Here is a 14,335-nt window from a genome sequence, read left to right on the forward strand (position 1 = left end):
AGCCGCAACAGGCATTCACGCTAAGGTTATCACCGCACCGGCCACACTCCGCAAAGTTCATGTCGCGTTCATCGCGCTTATGTGACAGTTACATGACAGTTTTGCGACGCCCCGATTCACCTCCCCGAATTGCGCGGTGTCGCCTCGTAATACCGGAGTATGAGTTTGAGACATTCGGCGCCAAAAACAACGGCTTCCGAAAAGGCTGATTTTGTCTTTTCGCCTGCATGGACGCGGGGCCTTTCCAAGCTTTCGGGTAAGGCCTACACGCTTGCCAATCTGACGTTTTCGTCGGTCGTGCTTGTCGTGGCGCTGGAATGGATCGCGCGCGGTTCGCTTGTTGATGTCGGCACCTTCCTCACCTCATCCGCCCGCCCCGGCATGACCACCATTGCCGCCGTGCTGTTGCTGCTCGTAGCGCTGGATTCCATCCTTGGTCGCCGTTACCTGTCGCTCATCGCCGTTGCGCCGCTTTGCGCACTGACAGGGCTGATTTCCGCGCAGAAACAGACCTATCTCTCCGATCCGCTTTATCCCTCCGACCTGCTGTTCGGCCGGCAGATCCTCGAGCTTCTGCCCACCATGCTGAAAGCCCAGCCGCTGACGGCCGTACTCGTCGGCCTCGGCCTTTGCGCCACGGTTGCGGCCATTTCCACCCTGTGGCTGCTGGCGCGGCGTTATTCGCCGGGCTTGAGCTGGCGCGAACGCGCCGCAGGTCTTGTGCTGGCGCTGCCGCTTCTGGCCGGCCTCGCCTCGCTGATGGACTATTCTCATTATTCGTGGGTGCGCGATCGTCTCAACATCATCCCCATGATGTGGGATCAACACGAGAATTACCGCCATAACGGTTTCCTGATGGCCTTTGCCTTCAATATTCCCATGGCCAACGTCTCGGCGCCGCAGGGTTACGGCGAAAACAGCATTGCAGACCTGACCTCGGAACCCGCCGCCTTTGCCGCCAACAAGGGCGATTACCCTGATGTCATCATGTTAATGAGCGAATCGCTGTGGGATCCGACACGGCTTGAAAACGTGAAGCTCTCTGCCGATCCGATGCCCAACATCCGCGCCAAGCAATCCGGCAACGTGTTCTCGCCGGAATTCGGCGGCATGACGGCAAATGTGGAATTCGAGGCGCTGACCGGCTTTTCCAACGCCTTCCTGCCCTATGGCAGCATTCCCTACCAGCAATATATCCGCCGTCCGGTGCCCTCGCTTGCCAGCTTCTTCCGTGGCGAAGGGTATTCGGCCATCGCCATGCATCCGTTTCAGGAATGGTTCTGGAACCGCAAGGAAGTCTACAGGAATTTCGGCTTCGAGGAGTTCCGCTCTGAAGAGACATTGCCGCCCATGGAGAAGCGCGGCAACTTCGCCTCCGACGACGCGCTGATGGACCAGATCATGGTGGCCGCGGACGATGCGCGCAACCCGCTCTTCCTCTTCGCCGTCACCCTGCAGGGACATGGACCTTACGAGGCGGGCCGTTATGCCAGCGACACCATTGGCGTAGAGGGCGATCTCTCCGCTTCCGCATCGCAGGCGCTGGGCACCTATGCGCAGGGCGTGGCGGAGGCCGACGACGCCCTTCTGAAGCTGATGCGCTGGGCAAAAAAGCGCGAGCGCGAAACCATAATCGTGCTCTTCGGCGACCACCTGCCGCCGCTTGGCCAGACATTCGTGGAAAGCGGCTACATGCCGGGCATGGTGGCCAGCCGCCGCGCGCCGCTGGACGTCATGAAAAAGGAACACGAGACGCCCCTCGTCGTCTGGTCCTCGAAGACGGGTGTGCGCAAGAATATCGGCACCATCAGCCCGGCGCTGTTGCCCTATCACGTGCTGAAAACAGCCGGTTTCTCAGACCCCTTCTATACGGGGACTTTGGGTGAAGTGCAGGACGCGTTTTCCGTCGTCGACCGGCATATGCTGGTGGCAACGGATGGCAAGGCCCTGCCCGACTGGTCGATTTCGCCCAATTCCATTCCGGACGTGGTGCGCAATTATCGTCTGCTGCAATTCGACATGATGTTCGGCGAGCAATATGGCCGAGAGCGCTTCTTCCCCGGCTTCAACTGGGTAAATGACGCCACGCCGTCCGTCTGATGGGTCTGGAGGCCTGAACGGCATGGCAGCGGAAATCGTTTGAATTCCATTGCCATGCGGGTTTATGTCGACAGGGCCGTACCGAACCATCAGCACCACGAGAAGCACCGTGTCAGACATCTCCGACTATATCGTTTCGCACTTCAAGCGCTCCTCCCGGGAAATCGGCGAGGTGGAGCGTCGTATTCTGGAACTGTCGCACCAGAAAAAGCTGGTCTCGACCGACACCAATGCGGAATTTTCCGTCGGGGCAAACCTGGGCGACAGGCTGGCCGACAACATTGCAAAGGTTGGCGGCTCCTGGGGATTTATCCTCAGCTTCTGCTTTTTCCTGGTGTTCTGGGCAATCATCAACACCATCGTGCTGACGACGCGGGCCTTCGACCCCTACCCCTTCATCTTCCTCAATCTTCTGCTCTCAATGCTCGCGGCCATTCAGGCTCCGATCATCATGATGTCGCAGAACCGGCAGGCCGCCCGCGACCGTTTCGAGGCCGCCAAGGATTATGAGGTGAACCTGAAAGCCGAGCTTGAGGTGTTGTCTCTGCACGAAAAGATCGACGTGAAGGTGCTGGCCGAACTGGCAGCACTCAGACAGGACCTCGCTGCCCTTCACCGCCATGTTACCCGGAAAGAAGACTGACGAGAAAGGACCGGCGCGCGAAAATCCATCCCCGCTTTTCCCCGCCCCGCCTTACCCTGTTATCTTGAATGCAGTCCTGCCGGGTAGACGCCAGACGTGGCGTAAACCGAAGGACGGTCCTGGTGGTGGGAACGGTGGCACGTTCATGGTGACAGGACCATTTCGCAAAAGGCCGTGCACTGCCTCTTGCGAAATACGGCTTTCTGGAAAGGCCCGGTTGCGCAAGCATCCGTCCCCTCCAACCCCAATCAGCGCGTGACCGGGCACAACCCGTCTGAAACCACGAAAACCCGACGGCGAAAGCCGGGCCGGGCGCAAAGGCGCATCTTTGCGTCGCAAAACGACGAGCGGACAAAACGGTTACGAATCCGTCAGATTCTTGCGCTACAGATTGACGCAGGCGTTTGTTGCATTGCACTCTTGTGTGCAAGGCTGACAAGGGAATCACTTCCCCTGGTCAAAATGGCATCACGACCATTTCGCGGCAGCGCCATCCCGGATGCGACATCCGGTCATTGCAATACATTCTGTTCCGGGGTTTTCATGTACCAGTTCGATCTGATTGTTATCGGCAGCGGTCCGGCGGGAAGACGCGCCGCCATCCAGGCCGCCAAGCTCGAAAAGAGGGTTCTGGTCATCGAGAAGGGCAGCCGCGTCGGCGGCGTTTCGGTGCACACAGGCACCATCCCTTCCAAGACATTGCGCGAAACCGCGCTCAATCTCACCGGCTGGCGCGAACGCGGTTTTTACGGCCGCTCGTACCGCGTCAAGCAGGAGATCGACGCGGACGATCTGCGCCGCCGCCTGCTGATCACGCTCGACCACGAGGTCGAGGTGCTGGAACACCAGTTCGCCCGCAACCGCGTGCAGCACATTCGCGGCACGGCAAGCTTCGTCGATGCCAACACGGTGAAGGTGGTGAAGAACGACGGTGAAGTCATGAACGTTACCGGCGCTTCCATTCTGCTCGCCATCGGCACGCGGCCCTACCGGCCGCCGCATATTCCCTTCGACGGCGCGGCAGTGCTCGATTCGGACGAGATCCTCGAGATCAAGGAACTGCCGCGCTCCATGGTCGTTGTCGGCGCGGGCGTCATCGGCATCGAATATGCCACGATCTTCAGTGCGCTCGACACGCAGGTGACCGTGGTGGAACCGCGCGAGACCATGCTGGAATTCATCGACAAGGAAATCGTCGAGGATTTCACCTATCAGTTGCGCGACCGTAACATGAAGCTGATCTTCGGCCAGAAAGCGGAAAAGGTGGAGCGCGACGACAGCGGCAAGTGCCTCGTTTCGCTCAGCAACGGCCGCGTCCTCAAAGCCGAGACAGTATTGTTCGCCGCCGGACGCGTCGGCGCAACCGATACGCTCAACCTTTCCGCCTGTGGGCTGGAAGCGGACAGCCGCGGCCGCCTGAAGGTCAATCCCGAGACCTTCCAGACAACAGTGCCGAACATCTACGCCGCCGGCGATATCATCGGTTTCCCGAGCCTCGCCTCCACCTCGATGGAACAGGGCCGCATCGCCGCCCGCCACGCGGTCGGCGCACCGGCCGGTGAACCGCCGCAGTTCTTCCCCTACGGCATCTACGCCGTTCCGGAAATCTCCACCTGTGGCCTGACGGAAGAAGAAGTCACCGAACGCCACATTCCCTATGAATGCGGCATCGCCCATTTCCGCGAAACCTCACGCGGCCATATCATGGGTCTCGACAGCGGGTTGCTGAAGATGATCTTCTCGCTGAAAACCCGCCGTCTGCTCGGCGTCCACATCGTCGGCGAAGGTGCCACCGAACTGGTGCATATCGGCCAGGCGGTGCTGAACCTGAAGGGTACGGTGGAATATTTCGTCGAGAACACCTTCAACTACCCCACGCTTGCCGAGGCCTACAAGATTGCCGGTCTCGACGCGTGGAACCGCATGGGTGAGCTGAAGAAGGATTGAGGCTGGCTGTTGCGGGTGGAGATCGTTTGCAATGTGCGCAAACCTCTCCTCCGTCATCCTCGGGCCTGTCCCGAGCATCTGCAACGTCACGATTTTATGCGCCGTGATTAGATCCTTGGGACAAGCCCAAGGATGACGCCGAATGCGACGCAAGAACGTCCATCACTTTCTGCTCATCCATACGATAACCGGTGACGCCCCTCACCACCGAATACTATACCGCGCACTCACACCCGGCCGAAAATGATCCGCATATCCCTGATCGAGCGTTCCGCGCACTGTCAGGTGATCGCCGATCTTCTGCTCCACGGCCACGCCGCTGCTGAACTCGTTGAAGCTGTTGCGGCTTGCCCCCGTCAGCACGAAGGCCGTGCCGGTTTCCGAGCGGGAAAGGCGTAGCGACTGCGATACGTCCAGGCCGTTCCATTGCTGCGCCGTGCCGTCATAACGCACCGTGAAATTGCGGTTGGCCTCGATATCCAGTTCCGGCGTAACGATGCGTTTCTGTCGCGACGTCATGGAAACGCTGCTCGACCCCGTCAACGCGTTGAAGAGGACACCGACATCACGGGCAAGCGAAACACCGGGCAGCTGCTCCGCCAAAAGCGTGACATTGCCCCACAGCCGAACCGGCGTATCGACAAGCTGCCCTGTCTTGGAGGCATTCATGCCCATTTCCAGCCCCGCCCGGATGGGCGTCTCGACCGGCAGCTTCGCGCCGATTCGTGCGGTATAGGAGCGATCGGAATTCTTGACCGGCTTCCAGATCAAACCGGCCTCATCGGCATAGGCGGAGGACCCAAGCGCAATGAACAAAGAGAGCAAAAGGCCAAAGCCCGTTCGTGGTGACATATCTTGTCCCCTGGCAAATTAAGGGCGCACCGGGTGAACCCGGCAGGCACGGTAAAAGCTCAAGGCCAAAGGTTTTGGCAGCGATGACAGCCGCGCGGTGGCGGCCCATGTTTCCTTGACGGCTGCATCCGACAGCCAAGGCAAATCATGCTGCACAGGGTGCCAGATGAACGGGAGATGAACAAGAGCAGATGCAGCAAAAAATCATGCTGCACTGCATTGTGATCGGGGGCATGTTAAAATGGCATTTTTTACGAGGCGAGGACGCCCGGCTAGCGCCCTCTACCCTCATTCCTGTGCTTGTCACAGGAATCCAGCCGACGCGCGTTTGCGCGGCAAAAAGACTCCCTTCAGCCCAAGGACTTGGGCTGGCTGGATCCCTGTGACAAGCACGGGGATGCGGAAGCGGAAAGGCTTGATAGCGTGGGCCATGAGCCCATATTTAGATCAATCATCCTAACGCAATACATTTGATTTCAATTGGTTATGTATTGCACTTAGGGAGATTTTGAAGCACGCGCTGCCGCGCCTCGATTGCGCTGAGATATATAAGTTCATCTTGATAGCGCTGGAATGCCGTATACCACCACCACAAACCGACCAAAGTAAAACAGCTGCCGAAGAAAAAGAGCAAATAAAACGCCCGCCTCTCTAACTCGCCAAGGTATTCGCGTTGTCGATTAGCGAGACGACGAATTAGAAGCTCTTCATTTTTTATGCGTAGTTCTTCTCGCATCGAATTCATGGGTGGTAGCGTTCTTATCAAGTCTCGATACTCGGCATACCGTCCCATAGGGTTTTCATCGGTGAGACTCTCTGGAACTAATTTCGGGCTTAAGCCCACGTCAATGAGCTGATCTGTCAGAATAACAGTCTGGGTATAAGCGCCATTCCCCGTCTCCTGATATGGGAGCGCCCACGAGTTCAGCAGATAGAACGCACCTAACAGCATCGCAATACCGGTGAATGTCGCAAGCTTGTATAAGTGATCAGTAGGGAGTTGGGGAGGCGGCCACATAACGACAACTTAATGTGATTCGAGAGCACGTCGAAACAGCATAAGACATCCCGTCAAAAAAACACGAACGGACACAGGAATACAAGAGCTAGCCTCAGGCCGCTCCGTCTCCACTATCCAAGCGCGTGAGGACGGAGTGCGGTTATTTCGATCTTGCTAAATCTCAAAAACAAAAAGGCCGCAGCTTTCGCCACGGCCCTTCCATTCAATCAGCTTTCGCCAGGCAAGATTACTCGGCGTCGGCCTCAGTGGCCTTCTTCTTGGCCGGAGCCTTCTTCTTCGGAGCGGCTTCTTCGCCTTCGGCGGCGTCGTCAGCCTTGGCAGCAGCCTTTTTCTTGGCAGGTGCCTTCTTCTTGGTTTCCGTTGCTTCTTCGCCGTCGTCAGCCAGCAGCTCTTCCTTGGAAACGGTCTTGTCCGTTACCGAGATTTCCGTGAGCAGCTTGTCGATGACCTTTTCTTCGAAGATCGGGGCGCGCATCGAAGCGGAAGCGCCGGGGGTGTTGCGGAAGAAATCGAGGATTTCCTTCTGCTGGCCGGGGAACTGCTGCAGCTGCTGGAACAGCGCGCGCTGCATTTCTTCTTCGGTCACTTCGACGCCAGCCTTTTCGCCGATTTCGGAGAGAACGAGGCCGAGACGAACGCGGCGTTCAGCGAGCTTGCGATATTCTTCGCGGGCTTCTTCTTCCGTGGTGTCTTCGTCAGCGAAGGTCTTGCCGGACTGGGCGAGATCGGTGTTGATCTGGCGCCAGATGTTGTCGAATTCGGCATCGACGAGGCCAGCCGGCGTGTCGAACTTGTACATTTCGTCGAGCTGGTCGAGAATCTGACGCTTGACCTTCTGGCGGGTTACGTTGCCGTACTGGCTTTCGATCTGGCCGCGAACGATTTCCTTCAGCTTTTCAGCCGATTCGAGACCGAGCTTTTCCGCCAGTTCGTCGTTGATTTCAACAGCAGCGGCAGCAGCGACTTCCTTGACGGTGATCTCGAAGTTGGCTTCCTTGCCTGCGAGGTTCGCAGCCGGGTAGTCAGCCGGGAAAGTCACGGTGATGGTCTTTTCGTCGCCGGCTTTGACGCCAACGAGCTGATCTTCGAAGCCGGGGATGAAGCGGCCAGAACCGAGAACCAGTTCAGCGTCTTCAGCAGCGCCGCCATCGAAGGCTTCGCCGTCAACCTTGCCGAGATAGTTCATGGTGACGCGGTCGCCATCGGCGGCCTTGCCCTTCTTGGCTTCAAAGGTACGGGCGCTTTCAGCGATCTTGAGGATCTGCTCGTTGATTTCGTCTTCGGAGACTTCAACAACTTCGCGGGTAACCTTGATGCCGTCATTGGCCTTCAGTTCGATGGCCGGAATGATTTCGTAAGCAACGGTGAATTCGAAATCGGTTTCAGCCGAAAGGATCTTTTCGGCTTCCTGCTCGTCTTCGGTCATGGAGATGGCCGGCTGCGTTGCAGACTTCTCACCGCGGCTGGAGAGGATTTCGGAAGGCTTTTCACGAACCAGCTCGTTGACGAGGTCGGCCATGATGGACTTGCCGTACATCTTCTTCAGATGGCCCATCGGCACCTTGCCGGGACGGAAACCGTTGATGCGAACCTTGTCCTTGGCGTCAACCAGGCGCTCGTCCAGACGAGCCTTCATGTCGGCAGCCGGGATAACGACCTTGAGTTCGCGCTTCAGGCCTTCAGCCAGCGTTTCGATAACCTGCATTTTCTCAAACCTTCACATCATGGCGGCGGTGCTCAGACAGCCGTTGGTTTACTTTCGAGCACTGCGCCGGAAACATCGTTCCCCGGCCGTGGCTTCCATTATTTCTTCACACAAGCGCCTGCCGGACAAAATTGCGCTCGCGCCGGAGACAAGGGTGCGAAGGGGATGATGAACCCCGAAGCTCCCTGCATCACTAAGGATGCACTCTGGCACAAGCGTGGCACAGCCATGCTTTACTTGTGGTGCGGGTAGAGAGACTCGAACTCCCACGCCGAAGCGTTGGTACCTAAAACCAATGCGTCTACCAATTCCGCCATACCCGCACGTTGGGCGGCGGTATGTCACAATGTTCTGGAAGGGTCAAGCACGCCTTATCGCCGCGTCCCGTTTCGCCCGGACTTTTCTTGGGTCCCCGCCCCAGCCGCAAAAGCCGGCCGGTACGTTCTTGCCGTTTCGTGCCCGCATGAAAGGTAACGGCGCGCCCGCAGACGATGACACGGGGGGCCGCAAAACTGTGCGCGCCGTCTCCCTCTTTCCCTGTCCGACTTCACATATTCCGACAGGAAAAACGCGCAACATTTATGCGGCTACATGACATTATATATAGGACGTGCCGCCCGTCATTTTGCGAGAACGCGCGCCTCCAGCCGAATCCCTTTATACGAACGACCTTTGCATCGCCATCCTCGCCTCTGCCCTGCCCGACCCCTTGCATTCAGCCGGACCGCACGGCTTGGCAGTGACAGGTGCCGACGAGTTCACCAAAAGCACACAAATTGGTCACAAATTATGCAGTAACCGCCGCAATTGGGGTCATTTACCGGCTTGCTTTGCGTTCTATGCATAGGTGGCATCTTGCTTTGTCTGTTTTTGTTTTTATTAAACCGATTATATTCATGGTCATACAGAGATCGAGTTCAGCCCCGAGCCTAATCCTCCCAAGACGGGCCGGAAATGCTGGACAGCACGAAGAGGAAGATGACAATGAACATTACACGCTCGCTCACCAACTGGCGCAAGTATCGTCAGACCGTAACCGAACTCGGCCGCATGACCGACCGCGAACTGAGTGACCTCGGCATTGGCCGTCAGGACATCCGTCGCGTCGCACGCACCGCCGTCGGCATCTAATACGCCCCGCCGCTTGAAGCGGCGGATGCGAGACGACCCTCCCAAAGGGCCAGAGGCTCCCGCCTCCGGCCTTTTTTTTCGTTCTGGGCACCTTCTCGGAATCGAGCCGCGCCGCCCCACCGGCATGTGCGCGTGACAAACAGATGAAAAATGCATCGATTAGGCGGCTGCATCCAGCATGTCCGGAGAGCCGGAATGCCCATCAAGCACCGCTCAGGGTAGGAAAAAGCCGGTCCAACGCCGCCAATGGCCGCAAACCCCTTCAAAACCGCCCGATAGACAGGCATTTCCGCTCATATTTTGCTCATACGGTAGTCAAAGCCGCAAATTTAGCCGACATAGTGCACAAATGCATGGCAGTCGCCTAAATTCTGCACTGCACAACATGGCTCAATGTCTATATATAAAACCTCAACAGCCGAGAGCACAGAAACACTGAGCCGGCCGACGAAATCAAAGAAAGATTGAGGAAACGATCATGAACCCTATCCGCATCGCAAAGAACTGGATCTCCTACCGTCGCACGATCAACGAACTTGGCAGCCTGTCCAACCAGGCCCTGAGCGACATCGGCCTGACACGTTACGACATCCGTAACGTAGCTTCCCGTTCGTTCCGCTAAGGCGTAAAAGATCGTCCCGCTGCCCGACCTCCAGGGCGCGACGATTGAGCGACAGGTAAAAGAAAGCGGCGCCTCTGGCGCCGTTTTTGATTCTGGCGGTATTCGCCGGAGATTCTGACAGGTTGATGGCTAAAAAACATCGGCATGGCACTCCGCGCCACACGGTGCCCGCGCGCGCTAGCCGATTGTTGTTTCTAGCGACACTCCTCTCCCGTCACGCCGGGCCTGATCCGGAATGACGGAGGAAGTTGGGGCTTATAAAAACGCTGCGCCCGCCCCCAGGTCGAATTACACGTCAACAACGCAAGACGAGATCGCCAATCGCATTCAGCCGGCTTACAAGCATAGAGAACACGTTCCCTCCGCCCCAATCGTCCCGCCCGCAAAAACATTTGGCTGTCGCAGCCATGCATGGTAGTGCATCGCCCTGAAAAACGCGTCCTTCGGGACCCGCGCGGAACAATCACTCGAAAGACAGCCGCCGGAGGGGAGCTCTTGCCCCCCACGCGGCCTATGGGCGCCAGCATGCAAGACAAGACCTATTCTCCCATTCACGTCGTGGGCGGCGGACTGGCCGGTTCGGAAGCCGCCTGGCAGATCGCTGAAAGCGGCGTTCCCGTCATCCTGCACGAAATGCGCGGCGTGCGCGGCACGGAAGCGCACAAGGGCGATACGCTGGCGGAACTGGTCTGTTCCAACTCCTTCCGCTCCGACGATGCGACCGCCAATGCAGTGGGCGTCATCCATGCGGAAATGCGGCTTGCCGGCTCGTTGATCATGGCCTGCGCCGACAGGCATCAGGTACCTGCCGGCGGCGCGCTTGCCGTCGATCGCGACGGATTTTCTCAGGCCGTAACAAACCGGCTCGAAAGTCACCCACTGGTGACGATCCTGCGTGAAGAGGTTTCAGGCCTGCCGCCGAAGGAATGGGGCAGCAGCATCATCGCCACCGGCCCGCTCACCTCGCCGGATCTGGCGGCGGCGGTTCAGGCCGAGACGGGTGAGGATGCCCTGGCATTCTTTGACGCCATTGCCCCCATCGTGCACCGCGACAGCATCAACATGGATATCTGCTGGTACCAGTCGCGTTACGACAAGGTTGGCCCCGGCGGCACGGGCAAGGACTACATCAACTGCCCGATGGACGAGGAACAATATAACGCCTTCATCGACGCGCTGATCGCCGGTGACACGGTGGGTTTCAAGGAATGGGAAGGCACGCCCTATTTCGACGGCTGCCTGCCAATCGAGATCATGGCTGAACGCGGCCGCCAGACACTGCGTCATGGCCCGATGAAACCAATGGGCCTGACCAACGCCCATAACCCCACCGTCAAGGCCTATGCCGTTGTCCAGCTTCGCCAGGACAATGCGCTCGGCACGCTTTACAACATGGTGGGTTTCCAGACCAAACTGAAATACGGCGCGCAGGCGGATGTATTCCGCATGATACCGGGTCTAGAAAATGCGGAATTCGCCCGTTTGGGCGGCCTGCACCGCAACACCTATATCGATTCCCCCGTCCTGCTCGATCCATCGCTGAAGCTGAAATCGCGACCGGACCTGCGTTTCGCCGGCCAGATCACCGGCTGCGAAGGGTATGTGGAAAGCGCCTCCGTCGGACTTCTGGCCGGCCGCTTCGCTGCCGCCGAACAGAAAGGCGAGACCCCGATCCTGCCACCCGCAACGACAGCCCTCGGCTCTCTTCTCAACCACATCACCGGCGGCCATCTTTCCTCGAATGATGAGCCGGGCAAACGTTCCTTCCAGCCGATGAACATCAATTTCGGCCTGTTCCCAGACCTGGAGCCAGGCTCCATCGTCAAGCCGGAAGGCGTGAAACGTTTTCGCGGCAAGGACAAGACAATCATGAAACGCCAGCTCGTTGCAGCGCGGGCGTTGAGGGATTGTGCGACGTGGCTTGGCGTGGAACACGTCGCAACGGAACAAGAGAGCGACGCAACGCCATAGGCCCTGCCCGCATCTATCAGCCAAAATAAAGGGGCGTGTTTCCGCACACCTGCTTTTCATTTCGGGTCACCGGATTTTGCCTTGCCCGGCCAGCCGCGCTCGGGCAAAACCTTTTACTTCGCACATTAAAAGACTGAGGAGATAGAATATGGACGTTCGCGCCGCAGTTGCCATTCAGGCAGGAAAACCGCTTGAGGTCATGACCGTTCAACTCGAAGGTCCCCGCGCTGGCGAAGTGCTGGTCGAGGTCAAGGCGACAGGTATCTGCCACACCGATGATTTCACCCTCTCCGGTGCCGATCCCGAAGGTCTGTTTCCGGCCATTCTCGGCCATGAGGGCGCCGGCATCGTTGTTGATGTCGGACCCGGCGTCACCTCGGTCAAGAAGGGCGATCATGTCATCCCGCTCTACACGCCGGAATGCCGCGAGTGCTATTCCTGCACATCGCGTAAAACCAATCTCTGCACCTCCATCCGCGCCACCCAGGGCCAGGGTGTGATGCCTGACGGTACCTCGCGCTTCTCGATCGGCAAGGACAAGATCCACCACTACATGGGCTGCTCGACCTTCTCGAACTTCACCGTCCTGCCCGAGATCGCCCTTGCCAAGATCAATCCCGATGCGCCCTTCGACAAGGTCTGCTACATCGGCTGTGGCGTGACGACAGGTATCGGCGCCGTCATCAACACCGCCAAGGTGGAGATCGGCTCGACGGCAATCGTCTTCGGTCTCGGCGGCATTGGTCTCAACGTTCTGCAAGGTCTGCGTCTTGCCGGCGCTGACATGATCATCGGTGTCGACATCAACAATGACCGCAAGGCCTGGGGCGAGAAGTTCGGCATGACCCACTTCGTCAACCCGAAGGAAGTGGGCGACGACATCGTGCCCTATCTCGTCAACATGACGAAGCGCAATGGCGACCTGATCGGCGGCGCGGATTACACGTTCGACTGCACCGGCAATACCAAGGTCATGCGCCAGGCGCTGGAAGCCTCGCATCGTGGCTGGGGCAAGTCTGTCATCATCGGGGTTGCGGGTGCGGGCCAGGAAATCTCCACGCGTCCGTTCCAGCTGGTCACCGGCCGCAACTGGATGGGCACAGCCTTCGGCGGCGCGCGTGGCCGCACCGACGTGCCGAAGATCGTCGACTGGTACATGGAAGGCAAGATCCAGATCGATCCGATGATCACCCACACGATGCCGCTTGAAGACATCAACAAGGGCTTTGACCTGATGCACAAGGGCGAGAGCATCCGCGGCGTCGTGGTCTATTGATCGGCTGACAAAAAAGGCAGGCGCGCACCGCGCGTCTGCCATATGAATTGACCGACCTTTCCGCTTACAGCCGTGCCGATTAACGGGACGGTAAATCTATCGTCGTATGCCGATATTGCGCGGTGGAGTTGAAAAATCTCTCCCTGCCCGAAACGACGCCAGATAGCGGGAGCGACCTCTGAAAACCGTACCGATCGACAACGGAAACCGCGTCGCTGCCGTTGCACTTCTGACGAAAGGTTTTCCGGAAAAGAGCGAGGCTTTCTGGGCGCTCGGCGTGTCCCTTATAAGCGACCATCATCAGCGGCAGGATCTCGGTCCCATCGGGCAATTGCTGATGAAGGGCGACGATGCCGTTGGCGTTCTTCTGACGATACGAAGCCGCCTGCCCGAGACCGGCGGGACAGTCGTCAACCTGTCCAGCTGGTATGTCGAACCTTCCAGCCGGTGGTTTGCACCACGCATGCTGCAAATGGCAACATCCTCCGACGAAGACATCTTCACCGATCTCACCCCGTCTCCAGAAGCCTGCGAGCTGAACGAGAGACTGGGGTTCACAACGGCGACGAATTGCACGCTTTTTTATCCCCTGCCTTTAAAGGCATTCGGCCCGGCCAGGGCGCGGCTGTGCCCGCTTGCGGAAGTGCCGCAGGGCACGCTGTCTGCCGCCACGCGCGACATGCTGGAAGATCATGCGCGTTTCGGCTGCATCGTTGCGGTCATGGAGGCGGATGGCAGCCATTATCCGCTGGTGTTTTTAAAAACCATAACCAAAAGGCTGCCCTCCGCCCGCCTCATCTATTGCGAGGACAGGCAAGTCGCCCAGAGGCACATTTCGGAAATTGCCCGCCATCTTCTTGGCAAAGGCCGGCTTGCATTGACCATGGCGGCTTCCGATGAGAAGCGAGACGCCGGCGGATTTGCCATGCTCAAATCCTCGCCAATACAAGTAAAGGGAGCATGGAACCCACGGTTTATTAACGAAACATATTCAGAATTGGTGTTATTGCCACCCTGGGTATTGGGACGCTCTTAAAAGACGCGCGCTTAAACCTTGCCTGAAAAGA

General features: G+C 58.2%; 11 protein-coding genes and 1 tRNA gene. 8 read left to right on the plus strand and 4 right to left on the minus strand.

Features of this window, described 5'->3' with window-relative positions; all coding sequences use genetic code 11:
* The first annotated feature begins 159 nt into the window (after positions 1-159).
* From CRP02_RS19560 to sthA, 3 genes are all read left to right on the plus strand, one after another.
* Positions 160-2,100, plus strand: a complete 1,941-nt coding sequence (locus tag CRP02_RS19560; protein WP_179784076.1) for an LTA synthase family protein — start codon at positions 160-162, stop codon at positions 2,098-2,100.
* A gap of 109 nt (positions 2,101-2,209) precedes the next feature.
* Positions 2,210-2,743, plus strand: a complete 534-nt coding sequence (locus CRP02_RS19565; protein ID WP_097172060.1) for a DUF1003 domain-containing protein — start codon at positions 2,210-2,212, stop codon at positions 2,741-2,743.
* A gap of 543 nt (positions 2,744-3,286) precedes the next feature.
* Positions 3,287-4,690, plus strand: a complete 1,404-nt coding sequence (gene sthA, locus CRP02_RS19570; protein WP_003515506.1) for a Si-specific NAD(P)(+) transhydrogenase — start codon at positions 3,287-3,289, stop codon at positions 4,688-4,690.
* A 201-nt stretch (positions 4,691-4,891) separates the two neighbouring features.
* Here the strand turns inward: sthA and CRP02_RS19575 are convergent, their stop codons facing one another.
* The 4 genes from CRP02_RS19575 to CRP02_RS19595 all read right to left on the minus strand — a co-directional run bounded on the left by CRP02_RS19575 (position 4,892) and on the right by CRP02_RS19595 (position 8,591).
* Entirely contained in the window at positions 4,892-5,542 is a 651-nt protein-coding gene (locus CRP02_RS19575) for a hypothetical protein (RefSeq protein ID WP_097172061.1), read from the minus strand.
* 484 nt (positions 5,543-6,026) lie between these two features.
* A complete protein-coding gene (locus tag CRP02_RS19585) occupies positions 6,027-6,494 on the minus strand; it encodes a hypothetical protein (RefSeq protein ID WP_097172063.1) in 468 nt (155 codons plus the stop codon).
* Between the two features lie 295 nt (positions 6,495-6,789).
* On the minus strand, positions 6,790-8,268 hold the full coding sequence (tig, locus tag CRP02_RS19590; RefSeq protein WP_097172064.1) for a trigger factor: 1,479 nt from the start codon (positions 8,266-8,268) through the stop codon (positions 6,790-6,792).
* A 240-nt stretch (positions 8,269-8,508) separates the two neighbouring features.
* Positions 8,509-8,591: transfer RNA gene (locus CRP02_RS19595), tRNA-Leu, on the minus strand.
* A 661-nt stretch (positions 8,592-9,252) separates the two neighbouring features.
* On the opposite strand from CRP02_RS19595, the gene CRP02_RS19605 reads away from it, so the two are divergent.
* From CRP02_RS19605 to CRP02_RS19625, 5 genes are all read left to right on the plus strand, one after another.
* Positions 9,253-9,399: a DUF1127 domain-containing protein gene (locus tag CRP02_RS19605; protein ID WP_013636249.1), complete on the plus strand. Its 147-nt coding sequence runs from the start codon at positions 9,253-9,255 to the stop codon at positions 9,397-9,399.
* 478 nt (positions 9,400-9,877) lie between these two features.
* Positions 9,878-10,021, plus strand: coding sequence for a DUF1127 domain-containing protein (locus tag CRP02_RS19610; protein WP_003515516.1), 144 nt, complete (start codon positions 9,878-9,880; stop codon positions 10,019-10,021).
* 513 nt (positions 10,022-10,534) lie between these two features.
* A complete protein-coding gene (gene trmFO / locus CRP02_RS19615) occupies positions 10,535-11,992 on the plus strand; it encodes a methylenetetrahydrofolate--tRNA-(uracil(54)-C(5))-methyltransferase (FADH(2)-oxidizing) TrmFO (protein WP_179784163.1) in 1,458 nt (485 codons plus the stop codon).
* A gap of 148 nt (positions 11,993-12,140) precedes the next feature.
* Positions 12,141-13,268 carry an S-(hydroxymethyl)glutathione dehydrogenase/class III alcohol dehydrogenase gene (locus tag CRP02_RS19620; protein WP_025593598.1) on the plus strand — a complete coding sequence of 376 codons (1,128 nt, stop codon included), beginning with the start codon at positions 12,141-12,143 and terminating at the stop codon, positions 13,266-13,268.
* A 277-nt stretch (positions 13,269-13,545) separates the two neighbouring features.
* A complete protein-coding gene (locus CRP02_RS19625) occupies positions 13,546-14,304 on the plus strand; it encodes a hypothetical protein (protein ID WP_179784077.1) in 759 nt (252 codons plus the stop codon).
* Positions 14,305-14,335 lie beyond the last annotated feature (31 nt).

The sequence above is a fragment of the Rhizobium sp. AN5 genome (assembly GCF_900215255.1).
In the GTDB taxonomy this organism is placed as follows: Bacteria; Pseudomonadota; Alphaproteobacteria; order Rhizobiales; family Rhizobiaceae; genus Agrobacterium; species Agrobacterium tumefaciens.

Excerpts from the sequence above, each read along its gene's own strand:
- CRP02_RS19605 (WP_013636249.1), top strand. The coding sequence starts at position 9,253 with ATGAACATTACACGCTCGCTCACCAACTGGCGCAAGTATCGTCAGACC.
- CRP02_RS19585 (WP_097172063.1), bottom strand. The coding sequence starts at position 6,494 with ATGCTGTTAGGTGCGTTCTATCTGCTGAACTCGTGGGCGCTCCCATAT.
- CRP02_RS19575 (WP_097172061.1), bottom strand. The coding sequence starts at position 5,542 with ATGTCACCACGAACGGGCTTTGGCCTTTTGCTCTCTTTGTTCATTGCG.
- tig (WP_097172064.1), bottom strand. The coding sequence starts at position 8,268 with ATGCAGGTTATCGAAACGCTGGCTGAAGGCCTGAAGCGCGAACTCAAG.
- trmFO (WP_179784163.1), top strand. The coding sequence starts at position 10,535 with ATGGGCGCCAGCATGCAAGACAAGACCTATTCTCCCATTCACGTCGTG.
- CRP02_RS19620 (WP_025593598.1), top strand. The coding sequence starts at position 12,141 with ATGGACGTTCGCGCCGCAGTTGCCATTCAGGCAGGAAAACCGCTTGAG.
- sthA (WP_003515506.1), top strand. The coding sequence starts at position 3,287 with ATGTACCAGTTCGATCTGATTGTTATCGGCAGCGGTCCGGCGGGAAGA.
- CRP02_RS19560 (WP_179784076.1), top strand. The coding sequence starts at position 160 with ATGAGTTTGAGACATTCGGCGCCAAAAACAACGGCTTCCGAAAAGGCT.
- CRP02_RS19610 (WP_003515516.1), top strand. The coding sequence starts at position 9,878 with ATGAACCCTATCCGCATCGCAAAGAACTGGATCTCCTACCGTCGCACG.